15 protein-coding genes are annotated in these 12,901 nt (G+C 63.7%); 12 read left to right on the top strand and 3 right to left on the bottom strand.

Translation table 11 applies throughout. The features are described 5' to 3' along the window. The first annotated feature begins 9 nt into the window (after nucleotides 1–9). Nucleotides 10–810, top strand: coding sequence for a ribonuclease T2 (locus tag VVT58_RS09510; protein ID WP_327752652.1), 801 nt, complete (start codon nucleotides 10–12; stop codon nucleotides 808–810). A 34-nt stretch (nucleotides 811–844) separates the two neighbouring features. Here VVT58_RS09510 and VVT58_RS09505 read toward each other — a convergent pair whose 3' ends face one another. Next, nucleotides 845–1,267 (bottom strand): DUF4112 domain-containing protein, encoded by a 423-nt coding sequence (locus VVT58_RS09505; protein WP_087575299.1) that lies wholly within the window; start codon nucleotides 1,265–1,267, stop codon nucleotides 845–847. Nucleotides 1,268–1,287: 20 nt separating this feature from the next. Beyond that, nucleotides 1,288–2,730 (bottom strand): ABC transporter substrate-binding protein, encoded by a 1,443-nt coding sequence (locus VVT58_RS09500; protein ID WP_327752653.1) that lies wholly within the window; start codon nucleotides 2,728–2,730, stop codon nucleotides 1,288–1,290. Between the two features lie 257 nt (nucleotides 2,731–2,987). On the opposite strand from VVT58_RS09500, the gene VVT58_RS09495 reads away from it, so the two are divergent. From VVT58_RS09495 to VVT58_RS09485, 3 genes are all read left to right on the top strand, one after another. Beyond that, complete coding sequence (locus tag VVT58_RS09495; protein WP_327752654.1) at nucleotides 2,988–3,926, top strand: right-handed parallel beta-helix repeat-containing protein; 939 nt, start codon at nucleotides 2,988–2,990, stop codon at nucleotides 3,924–3,926. 220 nt (nucleotides 3,927–4,146) lie between these two features. Further along, entirely contained in the window at nucleotides 4,147–4,350 is a 204-nt protein-coding gene (locus VVT58_RS09490) for a hypothetical protein (protein ID WP_066561435.1), read from the top strand. A 119-nt stretch (nucleotides 4,351–4,469) separates the two neighbouring features. Further along, on the top strand, nucleotides 4,470–5,078 hold the full coding sequence (locus VVT58_RS09485; RefSeq protein WP_327752655.1) for a hypothetical protein: 609 nt from the start codon (nucleotides 4,470–4,472) through the stop codon (nucleotides 5,076–5,078). Nucleotides 5,079–5,146: 68 nt separating this feature from the next. Here the strand turns inward: VVT58_RS09485 and VVT58_RS09480 are convergent, their stop codons facing one another. After that, nucleotides 5,147–6,559 (bottom strand): short-chain fatty acyl-CoA regulator family protein, encoded by a 1,413-nt coding sequence (locus VVT58_RS09480; protein ID WP_066555153.1) that lies wholly within the window; start codon nucleotides 6,557–6,559, stop codon nucleotides 5,147–5,149. A gap of 143 nt (nucleotides 6,560–6,702) precedes the next feature. Between VVT58_RS09480 and VVT58_RS09475 the strand changes: the two genes are divergently transcribed. The 8 genes from VVT58_RS09475 to grxD all read left to right on the top strand — a co-directional run bounded on the left by VVT58_RS09475 (nucleotide 6,703) and on the right by grxD (nucleotide 12,606). Then, the gene (locus tag VVT58_RS09475) at nucleotides 6,703–8,295 is read left to right on the top strand and encodes an isocitrate lyase (RefSeq protein WP_327752656.1); all 1,593 of its coding nucleotides are present in this window, start codon (nucleotides 6,703–6,705) and stop codon (nucleotides 8,293–8,295) included. Between the two features lie 251 nt (nucleotides 8,296–8,546). After that, a complete protein-coding gene (locus VVT58_RS09470; RefSeq protein ID WP_327752657.1) occupies nucleotides 8,547–9,263 on the top strand; it encodes a glutathione S-transferase family protein in 717 nt (238 codons plus the stop codon). 134 nt (nucleotides 9,264–9,397) lie between these two features. Beyond that, nucleotides 9,398–10,852, top strand: coding sequence for a 3-isopropylmalate dehydratase large subunit (gene leuC, locus VVT58_RS09465; RefSeq protein WP_327752658.1), 1,455 nt, complete (start codon nucleotides 9,398–9,400; stop codon nucleotides 10,850–10,852). Next, nucleotides 10,849–10,974 carry a hypothetical protein gene (locus VVT58_RS09460; protein WP_254911578.1) on the top strand — a complete coding sequence of 42 codons (126 nt, stop codon included), beginning with the start codon at nucleotides 10,849–10,851 and terminating at the stop codon, nucleotides 10,972–10,974. The genes leuC and VVT58_RS09460 overlap by 4 nt, the downstream gene beginning before the upstream one ends. Continuing rightward, nucleotides 10,974–11,582: a 3-isopropylmalate dehydratase small subunit gene (gene leuD / locus VVT58_RS09455; RefSeq protein WP_327752659.1), complete on the top strand. Its 609-nt coding sequence runs from the start codon at nucleotides 10,974–10,976 to the stop codon at nucleotides 11,580–11,582. Before VVT58_RS09460 ends, leuD begins: the two co-directional genes overlap by 1 nt. 57 nt (nucleotides 11,583–11,639) lie before the next feature. Then, nucleotides 11,640–11,963, top strand: coding sequence for a DUF1476 domain-containing protein (locus VVT58_RS09450; RefSeq protein ID WP_066555168.1), 324 nt, complete (start codon nucleotides 11,640–11,642; stop codon nucleotides 11,961–11,963). 19 nt (nucleotides 11,964–11,982) lie between these two features. Further along, nucleotides 11,983–12,216 carry a BolA/IbaG family iron-sulfur metabolism protein gene (locus VVT58_RS09445; RefSeq protein WP_066555170.1) on the top strand — a complete coding sequence of 78 codons (234 nt, stop codon included), beginning with the start codon at nucleotides 11,983–11,985 and terminating at the stop codon, nucleotides 12,214–12,216. Nucleotides 12,217–12,273: 57 nt separating this feature from the next. Continuing rightward, the gene (grxD, locus tag VVT58_RS09440) at nucleotides 12,274–12,606 is read left to right on the top strand and encodes a Grx4 family monothiol glutaredoxin (protein ID WP_087575439.1); all 333 of its coding nucleotides are present in this window, start codon (nucleotides 12,274–12,276) and stop codon (nucleotides 12,604–12,606) included. Nucleotides 12,607–12,901: the final 295 nt, after the last annotated feature.

The raw sequence follows: 12,901 nt of genomic DNA, 5'->3' as shown, positions 1-12,901 counted from the left end.
GTGGGCTTTTTGCTTAAATTTGTGCTGCTGCCGCTCCTGCTCGCGGCGCCCGCGAGCGCTCTGGCGCAGGCGGCACAGTGCCACCTGCCAGCGCGGATGCCCCGCCCGCGCCCGGATTTGCCGAGCGAGAGTCAGGGCCGACGTCTGCTGCCCATAGGCGGCTATACGTTGGCTCTCTCCTGGTCGCCGCAATATTGTGCCGGTGCCGTGGGTGCCGACGATGCCTTCCAGTGCAGCGGCCGCAACGGGCGTTTCGGCTTCACCCTGCACGGTCTTTGGCCCGATGGCATGGGCAAGGACTGGCCGCAATATTGCCGCGCGACCGACCTGCTGCCGCGTCCTGTGATCCGGCAGAATCTCTGCGTCACCCCTTCGACCCAGTTGCTCCAGCATGAATGGGCGAAGCATGGCACCTGCATGACGACGAAGCCGGAACTCTATTTCAATCTCTCTCGCGCCTTATACCAGTCGATCCGCTATCCCGATATGGCCGCGCTGGCCCGCCGCAAGACGCTGACGGTGGGACGGTTTGCCGAGGCCTTCGCCGCCGTCAACAAGGGGATGCGGGCCGATATGATGCGCGTCACCACGACACGCGACAATCGGCTGAGCGAGGTCTGGCTCTGCATGGACAAGGTGTTGGAGTTCGCCCGCTGCCCGAAGCATCAGGGTGGGGCAAGCAACCGGGCCAGTCTGCGCATCGCGCCCGGTCCGAATATTCCCAATCCGAAGCGGACCAAGCCTGCGCCGACAAGTCGGTCCGGCCTGATCCTGCACCTCGATCCCAATGCCGAATTGCCGGAGAATTAGGAGCGACGTTCCCATCCGTCAGCGGCGAAGGAGGCTAACCGTCGATCACCACCGTCGAGGGGTGATGCCTGTCCAGATGCTTGCGGATGATCCGCAGATTCTTTGTGTTGGACTTGTAGAAAAAGTCGAAAATATCCCCGGCGAAGGGAATGGCGCCGATCAGCGTATCGAAGCCGACATTGGCCGCCATGCGGGTGAGTTGCCATTTCGACATGCCCAGATTGCGCGCCTCCCACACCATCCATGCGCCCATCGCCGCCGTGGCGAAATCGCCCACCACCGGGATCAATCCCACCAGACTGTCCAGCCCGACGCGCCGGTTGGTGCCGGGCAGCACGAACAGCCCCTCCAGCAGCGCCTCCATCGCCTCGATCCGCTTGCGCACCGAGGCGGGATCGCGGCCGAACCCCGGCATGTCGCGCACGATCCGGTCGAACTGGTTCTGCGAAATCGCCATCATCTTGTCCTCCAGCAAGCTTAATTGGTGCTCTTGAACAGATGGTTCAATGGGTGTCGCGCCCGTGGCGAGGCCATGAAGCCCGTCAGCCGCCGCGCCACCAGCGACCAGCGAACCGGCGCGCCCAAGGCGACGAAGCCGTTATGCGCCTGCATCAGCGCTTCGGCCTGCGCCACCCGCGCCATGCGTTCCTCCAGGCTGCTGGCGAGGCTCGCCGCCTGCAATTGCGCGTCCGCTTGCGGCGAACAATGCACTTTCCGCGCGCAGCCGATCCGGCCCAGATACCACAGCGCGCTATCATAGGCGGCGACCTCATCGACCAGCCGCAGGTCGGCATCCGCCGTCATGTCGACCCGCTCGACCGCCAGCCCGATCATGCCGAGATCATACCGCACCAATCCGAACAGCATGGTCGCGCCCGGCCCCTTGGGCAGCGCGACGCGCAGCACCGGCGGATCGCCATGCTCGCTGCGCCAGCGTTTCATGACCGCCTGCCCTTGCGCCCAGCGATCCTCCTGCGACAGCCCTGTCCAGTCGGGCACGGCGGGCGGCACAGGCAGGTCGAGCTGCCCCGGCACGATCTGCTCGGTCGTGGCCCATCCGCCGACCGGGAACATCACCGGCAACTGGCTGCGGTCGATCGCCATGTTGATCGCCCGCCGCACGCCGTCATCGTCCAGCAGCTTGCCCCTGTCCCCGTCCTGGCCGGTTATCGCCAGCCCCAACAGCCCCTGCACCGGATCGATCCGCACATCGTCCCGGTCGACTCCGGCAGGAACCAGCAGCGGCAGGTCGGAAAAGCGCCCGCCCAGCACCAGCGCGGATTTCCCCTGCTGAAAGCGGGTGATGGCCAGCGCCGCCCGCTCTGCCCGGACGATCCGGGTCTGCCAGGTGGGCACCGGCAATTCGTCCCCGGATTCGTTCGTCGCCCGCTCCACCGGCGTCAGCACCAGCGCCTTGCCCCGCATCGCGCGGCGATAGGGGCCGGTGCCCCCGTCGCGCGACAGGATCGCCATCTGGGGCTGGGCCAGCATCTGCAGCACATAGGGGCGCGGCGCGGCAAGGCGGATTTCGATCACTTCGCCGGTCATCGCCACGACATCCTGCACCGCGTCCAGCGGCCCGGCCGGGTCCAGCCGCCGCAGCGCCTCTATCCGCGCCATCAGCAGCCGCCCGACATCCTTCGCCATCACCTTGCTGCCGTCCGGCCAGAAGGCGCGGCGCAGGCGGAAGATATAACTGCGCCCGTCATCCTCGACGATCCAGCGTTGGGCCAGCGCCGGCAATATCTCCCCACTTGCGTCGAACGCCACCAATCCCTGCGCAGTGGTTTCCAGGAACAGTTTCGCGCCGGGATCGGGCAGATTCTCCAGCGGTTTGGCGAAATCGGCGGGGGCGCCCACGACACTGACCGTCACCGTTCCGCTGCCTTCGTCCGAACAGCCGCCAAGTATCGCCGCCATCAGGGCGGCCCCGCCCAGGGTCAGGCAGGCAAAAGGCGAGCAGGGGCGGCCGGAAATCATGTCCGGATAAGGCTTAACCCGCAACCGCGTCCGCGCCAACCATCATGACGTGCCTTTTGCGCGCGGACGAAAGGTCATGAAATCCAACCGTCCCGGTCGATGCAAGGGCGGTTTCCCGGCTGTCCCATAGCGGAACAATATTTCGTTAACCATGACTCCGCATTGCTGATGGCTCCTGTGTCTCTATAACTTTCGTTATGCGCCTCTTCTCGACCGTCCTGCTCCTGTCCGCCGCCGTGGCGGCAACCGCGCTGGCGCAGGGCGTTGCCTCGCCCTTCACCGTGGCCGAAAGCGGGCGCAGCTATGCGACGCTCAGCGATGCGATCAAGGCGATCGGCAATGGCCGCGGCACCATATTGGTGGCGCCCGGCAGCTACGCCCAATGCGCGGTGCAGCAGGGGGGCGACCTCACCATCCGCGCGCAGAAACCCGGCACCGCGATCCTCGACGGGGTGGCGTGCGAGGAAAAGGCCGCGCTTGTCCTGCGTGGCCGGACGAGCGCGATCGACGGCCTCATCTTCCAGAATCTGCGCGTGCCCGACGGCAATGGCGCGGGCATCCGGCTGGAAAGCGGCAATCTGACCGTCGCCAACAGCCTGTTCCGCAACAGCGAGGAAGGCATTTTGACGGGCGATGCGCCGGGCAACAGCGTGCAGATCGACAAATCGACCTTCCGCCATCTGGGCCGCTGCGACCGTGACCTTGCCTGCGCGCACGGCATTTATGTGGGCCGTTATGCCAGTCTGACCGTCACCCATTCGCGTTTCGATCAGGGGGATGGCGGCCATTATCTCAAGACACGGACGCCGCACGTCACCATCACCGACAACAGTTTCGACGACAGCGCGGGGCGGCTCACCAACTATATGATCGATCTGTCCAATGGGGCCAGCGGCACGATCAGCGGCAATGAAATGGTGCAGGGCAAGGATAAGGACAATTACAGCGCCTTCATCACTGTCGCGCCTGAAGGCCGAGAGCAGGACAGCGCCAATCTCTCCATCGCCAACAACAGCGCCTCCTTCGTGCCGGGGCTCCAGCGCAGCAGCAGCTTCGTCGCCAATTTTACCGACGATGCGGTGAAGATCGGCCCGAACCGGCTGGCGAGCGGCATCAAGGTCACGGATCGGCGCTGAGCGATTTTGGCCAATGCAAGCCATTAAAGTGATACGTGTTCCTGCGAAGGCAGGAACCCAGTTCCGCCGCTTGTGGATCATCGCACCGTAGGAACTGGGCTCCTGCCTTCGCAGGAGCACGATGCGCTTCAAGAAAAGCAGCGCGAAACAGAACGTCCACTCTCCACCCAAGAATGCATCCGACTTGCGCAACGGTATCGCCGGGCCGATAATCCTGCTCATGCGCACCACCTATAATTCGGCCACCGTTCGCCTTTATCATCTCAGCGACGCCGATGGGGGCGGCGCGGCGACAACCCTGTTCTACGGTCCCTTGAGCGAAGCGATGCTGATTGCCGGGCAACAGCCGCAGGATATGCAGGACGGCCTGTTTCTCGCCACGGACAATGACGTCGTGGCTTATCTCGATCTTATAGAGGGTTAGCCTTCTCTTCTTCCGAAGGCCCGGAAACAGCCGGAACAAAGCCCGCCAACACTGGTTGATCCCTTGCAGGCGGCGGGCGTCGATTGCGGCTTTCCAAGGGCCGCGAGGAGAGAGATGTCATGGTCACTCTGACCCCGCTGGAAGCCGGTTTGGCGCTTCTGGCCCTTGTTCTGGTCGCCGCAATTGCCGTCATGATCGTCACCAACCGCCGCCGCGCCAATCTGCGCGCCAAATTCGGCCCGGAATATGGCCGGACCGTGGAAATGACCGGCAGCCCGCGCAAGGCCGAGGCGGAATTGCAGGAGCGCGAGAAGCGCGTCGCCGCCTTCACCATCCGTCCGCTTTCGCCGCAGCAGGCCGACGCCTTCACCGATGCCTGGGTGCGGGTCCAGGCGCAGTTCGTCGACGATCCCCAAGGCGCGGTGTCGCGGGCCGACGTGCTGCTGACCGAAGTGATGGAGGTGCGCGGTTATCCGATCGCTGACTTCGAGCAGCGCTCCGCCGACCTTTCCGTCGACCATCCGGAAGTGGTCCAGAATTACCGCTCCGCCCATGACATCGCCATTCGCCATGCGCGGGGCGAAGCCGATACGGAAGATCTCCGCCGGGCGATGATCCATTATCGCGCTCTGTTCGATGACTTGGTCCATGAGCCGGTCGATCATCGCATGGCGCCCTCCGTCTCGCGATTGAGACAGGATGATTTGCGCGGGTCTGATCCGCGCTAAAAGGAAAAAGGGGCGGACGGGTCCGGCTCAGGTCAGCCGGACCCGCCACGATCGGCCGTCATCCCGGATTACCCGTCCGCAAACCCGAAAGGCGCGTGAGTCCGCCGGAAATCCTCCGGCAGCATGTCGCGCCCGATCGGCGGGGCGGATCGCGCCATGCACTGGCTGCGATGGCACAGGCGGCAAGTGACGCCGATCGGGGTTGGTTCAGACGGCGTTTCGCCCGCCGTATAGATCAGCCGATGGGCATGTTCCGCCGCGCAGCACAGCGCGATCGCCCGCTCGATCTTCGGCACGCCCCATCCGCCACCCCCTGCCGTCACCGTCCGCGCAATCGAAAAGAAGCGCTGCCCGTCCGGCAATTCCAGCCATTGCGTCAGCAATTCGCGAGGCCGCTCAAAGGCATGATGCACCGACCAGAGCGGACAGGAGCCCCCGTGGCGGGCGAAGGGAAAGCCCGCGCTGTCCAGCCTTTTGCTGACATTGCCCGCATGGTCGACGCGCAGGAAAAAGAAGGGAACGCGCTCCTGTCCCGGCTTTTGTAGCGTGGTGAGGCGGTGCGCGGTCTGTTCGAAACTCGTGCCGAACTGCCGGGCCAGCGCCTCCACGTCATAACGCCGCGCCTCCACCGCCTTGGCGAAGGCGGTATAGGGCATCAGGATCGCCGCCGCGCCATAGCTGGCGAGCGCCCGCCGGGTCAGCCTCCGGCCGCTTTCGCTGGCGAATTGGCCATCCTTCAGCACCGCGTCGAAATCGCGGCGCATCTCCAGATAGGCGATTTGCAGCGCCAGTTGGAATTGCGTGCTCGCCCCGTCCAGCGCATCGTCCAGCAGCACCGCGTCGCGATGCCGGTCCAGCCGCCGCATCGACCCCGCCATGACATCCGAAGGCAAGCGCCGGACGCGCAGATTATGCTTTGTCTTCAGCCAGCCGGAGAGGCCGCCCGCCGCCTCGACCTCTTGACCCAGCTTTTCCCCGGCATCGTCCAGCAGGGGAAAGCTGTTCCGTCTCGCGCCCAGAAAGCGTCGCGATTCGGCCACGGGATCGGGCGCTTCGGCGGCATCCTCCCCCTCCATGCCCGTTGATCCCGCATCTCTATCGGCCAGCGCAAGTTGCTCCTCGCGATAGGCGGTGTGCAACCGCAACAGGGCTTCGGTAATGCCGGGATAATTGACCGCAACATCCCCGGTCGCCAGCGTGGGCAGGTCGATGTCCGCGAACATCGGATCCTTCAGCACCGCCTGCAAACGCGCCGTCTGCTCCGCGCCGCCGTCGCCCGCCAGTTCGCTCATGTCCATCTTGTATGTGCGGGCGAGGCGCAGCAGCATGTCGGCGGTCAAGGGCCGCTGGTTGCGCTCCAGCAGGGCGACATAGCTGGCGGAAATCTCCAGATCCGCCGCCATGTCCGCCTGGGTCAGGCCCAGCTCGCGGCGCAGCCTGCGCAGGCGCGGGCCCATGTAAACCGGACGATCCTTGGCCATCTCGTAAAGCGCTCCTGTGCAGCCTTTACAACTTTACACGCAAATCTTGTAAAGTTCTACAACTGAACTTCGCGCCCTCTGCCGCGCTGCACAAAAGGCGATTAGGTCGGCTTCATTCCCCATCGAGCGATCAAGGACTGAGCATGACCTACCAACAGGAAATCACGAAGGCTGGCACCGCCATCGAGGGCCAGGGCCATTGGGACGGCATCGCGGCCGAATCGGTCGCTCGCATGCGCCTCCAGAACCGTTTCCACACCGGCCTCGACATCGCGCGCTACACCGCCGGGATCATGCGCCGCGACATGGCGGCCTATGATGCCGATCCGGCCAATTACACCCAGTCGCTGGGCTGCTGGCACGGTTTCATCGGTCAGCAGAAGATGATCAGCATCAAGAAGCATTTCGGCACGACCAAGGGCCGTTATCTGTACCTGTCCGGCTGGATGGTCGCGGCGCTGCGCAGCGAATTCGGTCCGCTGCCCGACCAGTCGATGCATGAAAAGACCAGCGTTCCTGCGCTGATCGAGGAACTCTACACCTTCCTCAAGCAGGCCGACGCCCGCGAGTTGGGCATGATGTTCCGCGATCTGGATGCCGCCCGCGAGGCCGGTGACGAGGTCAAGGCGCAGAAGATTCAGCACGACATCGACAATTACGAAACCCATGTCGTTCCGATCGTCGCGGACATCGACGCCGGGTTCGGCAATGCCGAGGCGACCTATCTGCTCGCCAAGAAGTTCATCGAGGCGGGTGCCTGCTGCATCCAGATCGAGAATCAGGTCTCGGACGAAAAGCAGTGTGGCCACCAGGATGGCAAGGTTACCGTGCCGCATGAGGACTTCATCGCGAAGATCCGCGCTGTCCGCTACGCCTTCCTGGAACTGGGCATTGATGACGGCATCATCGTCGCCCGCACCGACTCGCTCGGCGCAGGCCTGACCAAGCAGATCGCCTACAGCAAGGAAGATGGCGACCTGGGCGACCAGTATAACAGCTTCCTTGATGTCGAGGAGGTGACGGACATCAACAGCCTGCGCGGCGATGTCGTTCTGGCTCGTGAGGGCAAGCTGTTCCGTCCGAAGCGCCTGCCGTCGAACCTCTTCCAGTTCCGCACCGGCACTGGCGAGGATCGCTGCGTTCTCGACTGCATCACCTCGCTCCAGAACGGCGCGGATCTGCTGTGGATCGAAACGGAAAAGCCGCATGTCGAGCAGATCGCCGGCATGGTCGACCGCATCCGCGAAGTCGTGCCCAATGCGAAGCTGGTTTACAACAACTCGCCCAGCTTCAACTGGACGCTGAACTTCCGCCAGCAGGTGTTCGATAGCTGGGCCGCCGAGGGCAAGGATGTCAGCGCCTATGACCGGGCGAAGCTGATGAGCGCGGATTATGACGCGACCGATCTGGGCCGGGAGGCCGATGAGAAGATCCGCACCTTCCAGAAGGATGCGGCGGCGCGGGCCGGCATCTTCCATCACCTCATCACCCTGCCGACCTATCACACGGCTGCCTTGTCGACCGACAATCTGGCCAAGGAATATTTCGGTGAGGCGGGCATGCTCGGCTATGTCGAGGGCGTCCAGCGCAAGGAAATCCGCCAGGGCATCGCTTGCGTCAAGCACCAGAACATGTCGGGCTCCGACATTGGTGACGATCACAAGGAGTATTTCGCGGGTGAAGCGGCGCTGAAGGCTGGCGGCGTGCACAACACGATGAATCAGTTTGCGGCCTAAAGGCCGCGGGGGAACCAGTTCGCGGCCTAAAGGCCGAGAGGTAACCAGCTTGCAGCCTGAAAGCTGCTGACAAGTCCGGGTCGTGGGGGTGCAAGCCTCGCGATCAGGGTGGAAGGACTGGACGGCCCGGAGCTGCATGCCCCGGGCCGTTTTTTCATAAGCGCAGCTTGTGTGACCCTCGCTCGTTCCGGCTTTTGTCCCTAAGCGGACGCGCTTATTCTTCGCGCGCCTTTCAACAAGGGGAGAAGCCGATGTCCTACGCCCTCATCACCGCCAACCGGAATTATTCGAGCTGGTCGCTGCGCCCCTGGGTGCTGATGAAGGTGCTGGGCATTCCGTTCACCGACCGGATGGAGCCTTTCGCCGCCGCTGAAAATTACGCGGCCTTTCGTGAGTTTTCGCCAACGGGTCAGGTGCCGGTGCTGATCGACGGCGACCGGACCGCCTGGGATTCGCTCGGCATCACCCTTTATCTGGCGGACCGCCATCCCGGCGTCTGGCCGCAGGAAGAGGCTGCGCGGGCCTGGGCGCAATGCGCCGTCGCGGAAATGCACAGCGGCTTTGCCGCGCTGCGCAACGATTGTCCGATGAATGTCGGGGTGCGGGTGGAACCGCATCTGCCTTCGCCCGCGCTCAACCGGAACATCGCCCGGCTTGCCGAGCTGTGGGGGGAGGGGCTGTCCCGTTTCGGCGGGCCTTTTCTGGCCGGGGACGCCTTTACCGCCGTCGACGCTTTTTACGCGCCAGTGGTGTTCCGGGTGCGGACCTATGGGCTGGACGTCGGGCCGGTCGCCATGGCCTGGGTCGATCATATGCTGGCGCTGCCCGCTTTGCAGGAATGGGAAAGCGCGGCGCTGGCCGAAACATGGCGCGAGGAAAGCCATGAAGCGGAAGTCGGCGCCGCCGGGCGCATCGTGGAGGATCATCGCGCCGCCACTCTTTCGATGCCGCATTTTCCGAGCCGTTGACCGCCAACGGTCAACTTGAAAATGCTCTAACTGTCTGACCTTGCATCATCGCAGCGCGGCTATCTGCGAAAACAGGAAAAATTGGCCGCTTTCCCCCTTTTCCCCCGTCCTGTCTGGGTCTAGGGGGAAGGGCTATGGTAAAGCCCCGCACGCTCTATGAGAAGATTTGGGACGCGCACGTCGTCGAACGCCGTCCCGACGGAACCTGCCTGATCTATATCGATCGCCATCTCGTGCATGAGGTGACGAGTCCGCAGGCATTTGAAGGGCTGCGCCTTGCAGGCCGCAAGGTGCGCCGCGCCGATCTGACGCTGGCGGTGCCGGATCACAACCTGCCGACCACGGTGCGCCGTGATGCGGCAGGCAACCGCATTCCGATCGCTGATCCGGAAAGCGCACAGCAACTCGCCGCGCTGGAAAAGAATGCGCCCGAATTCGGCATCCGTTACTTTGGCGACGCCGATGCGGAACAGGGCATCGTCCATGTCGTCGGGCCGGAGCAGGGCTTCACCCTGCCGGGCACCACTCTGGTGTGCGGCGACAGCCATACCAGCTCGCATGGGGCGCTGGGTGCGCTGGCCTTCGGCATCGGCACGTCGGAGGTCGAGCATGTGCTCGCCACCCAGACGCTGCTGCTGAAACAGTCCAAGACGATGGAAGTCGTGGTCGAGGGCGAGCTGGGCTATGGCGTCACGCCCAAGGATGTGGCGCTGGCGATCTGCGGCCGCATCGGCACGGCGGGCGGCACCGGCTATGTCATGGAATATCGCGGTTCGGTGTTTCGCGACATGTCGATCGAGGGGCGTCTGACCGTCGCCAACATGTCGATCGAGGCGGGCGCGCGCTCGGGCCTGTTCGCGCCCGATGAGAAGACCTTCGCCTATTTGAAGGGCCGCCCCATGGCGCCCAAGGGCGCGGACTGGGATGCCGCCTTGGCCTATTGGAAGACGCTGGTGACGGACGAAGGCGCGGTGTTCGACAAGAGCGTCGTGATCGACGCCGCCGACATTGTGCCCAATGTCACCTGGGGCACCAGCCCTGAGGATGTGGTGCCCGTGACGGGCGTCGTGCCCGATCCGGAGAGCTTTGCTGACGCTTCCAAGCGGGCGGCCGCGCAGAAGTCGCTCGACTATATGGGCCTGACCGCCGGGCAGCGGATGGAGGATGTGGCGATCGAGCATATCTTCATCGGAAGCTGCACCAACAGCCGGATCGAGGATCTGCGCGCTGCGGCCACGCTGCTCAAGGGCCGCCATATCGCCAGCGGCATCAAGCACGCCATGGTCGTTCCCGGTTCCGGTCTGGTCAAGCGCCAGGCGGAAGCCGAAGGGCTGGACCGCATATTCACCGAAGCCGGTTTCGAATGGCGTGAGCCGGGCTGCTCAGCCTGTCTCGGCATGAATCCGGACAAGGTGCCCGCTGGCGAGCGCTGCGCGTCGACCAGCAACCGCAATTTCATGGGCCGGCAGGGGCCGGGGTCGCGGACGCATCTCGTCTCGCCCGTCATGGCCGCTGCCGCCGCCATCACCGGACATCTCACCGACGTGCGCGAACTGTTGGGTGAAAAAAGGGGAGAGGCGGTCGCATGAAAAAGGTTTTCTGGTTGCTGGCGCTAGGTGCGCTGGCGAGTGCCGCCATGGCGGCGACCCTGGGGCGCGCGGAAGATTCGCATCGCTCCGCCGTCAAAAACGCGAGCAAGCAGGCGCATTGATGGAAAAGCTGAATATCGTCGACGGCAAGGCCTATCCGTTCGGGATGAAGAATGTCGACACCGACATCGTCATTCCGGCGCATTGGTTGAAAACCATCAGCCGTGCGGGTCTGGGCAAGGGCGCGTTCGAAGTGCTGCGCAAGGAACCGGGCAATGTCTTCGACGACCCCGACTATGCGGGCAGTCCGATCCTGATCGCGGGCGACAATTTCGGGTGCGGGTCCAGCCGCGAACATGCCGCCTGGGCGCTGGCGGATCTTGGCATCAAGGTGGTGATCGCGCCGAGTTTCTCCGACATTTTCTCCGGCAATGCGTTCAAGAACGGCATATTGACGGTGGTGCTGCCGCAGGAGGCGATCGACCGGCTGATGGAGGTCGCCCAAGGAATCAATGGGACTCCTGACCCGATCCATGTCGATCTGGAGCATCAGACCGTCACGACGCAGTTCCAGGACCGCTTCCAGTTCGAGATCGACCCGTTCCGCAAGCATTGCCTGCTCGGCGGCCTGGACGAGATCGGCCTCACGCTGGGGCAGGCGGACACGATCGGCGCGTTCGAGGCGAAGGACGCCGGAATGCGTCCTTGGCTCGTTCCCGCCGTTGCGTAAGCATCCCGATCTTCCTATTTCGGACGAGACGATCCGTTTTTTATACAGGGCACAGGCATGACCACCTTCGACGACCGCGAAAAGGCCTTTGAAAACATGTTCGCGCATGACCAGGAGATGCAGTTCCGCATCCAGGCGCGGCGCAACCGTCTGCTCGGAGAATGGGCAGCGGTGAAAATGGGCCTGACCCCCGAAGAGACCGACGCCTATGCCAAGGCGGTCGTGCAGGCCGATTTCGAGGAAGCGGGGGACGAGGATGTCATCCGCAAGCTGCTGGGCGACATGACCCAGGCCGGCATTGAGATCGACGAGGCTGGCGTCCGCGCCGCGCTGGACGAGCAGCAGGTCATCGCCCGCCGCACGTTCATCGAAGCCCAATAAGCGTTAGGATCCTCCCGCCGTGCCGATGGCCTCCGACGAAATTGCGGACATGATCCGCGCCGCGATCCCCGATGCGGAGGTCGAGATCACCGACCTTGCCGGGGATGGCGACCATTATGCGGCGCGTGTCGTTGCGGAGAGTTTCCGGGGCATGAGCCGCGTCGCGCAGCAGCGGGCGGTCTATGCCGCGCTCGGCGGGCGGATGGGCGGCGTGCTTCATGCCTTGCAACTCACCACTGCCGTTCCCAATTAACGGCCATCGGACAAAGCGCGCGCCGGATTGCGGCGCCTGACAGGAATGGACCAGATAATGACCGACGCCGTGCAGCAGCGGATTGCTGATATCGTCACTGGCAATGACGTTGTGCTTTTCATGAAGGGCACGCCGCTGTTTCCGCAATGCGGCTTTTCCAGCCGCGCCATCGCGATCCTGGAGCATCTGGGCGTCGCCTATGAAAGCGTCGACGTCTTGCAGGATCAGGCCGTCCGTCAGGGGATCAAGGCTTTTTCCGACTGGCCGACCATTCCGCAGCTCTATGTGAAGGGCGAATTTGTCGGCGGCAGCGACATCATGATGGAAATGTATGAGGCCGGCGAATTGCAGCAGTTGATGGCCGATCAGGGCGTCGCCTTGGCCGACTGAGCTTTTCTTGCGCGAGATTGGAGGCGGTCCGGTTTTCCGGGCCGCTTTTTTATGCTCCGCCGAGTTCCTGCCTTCGCGGGAACATCGTTCGCTGAACCGGATGAGTCAGGGAAACCGGGTGGGAGGATGCGACGGAGACTGGTGCCGCATCCTCCCGGTAGTTGAACGGTTCGGGTATGACTGAAACATAGCAAAGTCAGTGCCAGTTTCAGCAAAGGCTGCATTCCCAGGCTTCGGAAAGGTTAATCGGCTCTGGGCGGGAACCTCCCGTGTAAAGCGCACCGACAGTTTATAC

The sequence above is a fragment of the Sphingobium sp. SJ10-10 genome (genome assembly GCF_036038995.2).
GTDB lineage: Bacteria > Pseudomonadota > Alphaproteobacteria > Sphingomonadales > Sphingomonadaceae > Sphingobium.
Note: the sequence above shows the minus strand (reverse complement) of the source record. Positions and strands in the feature narration are given on the sequence as shown.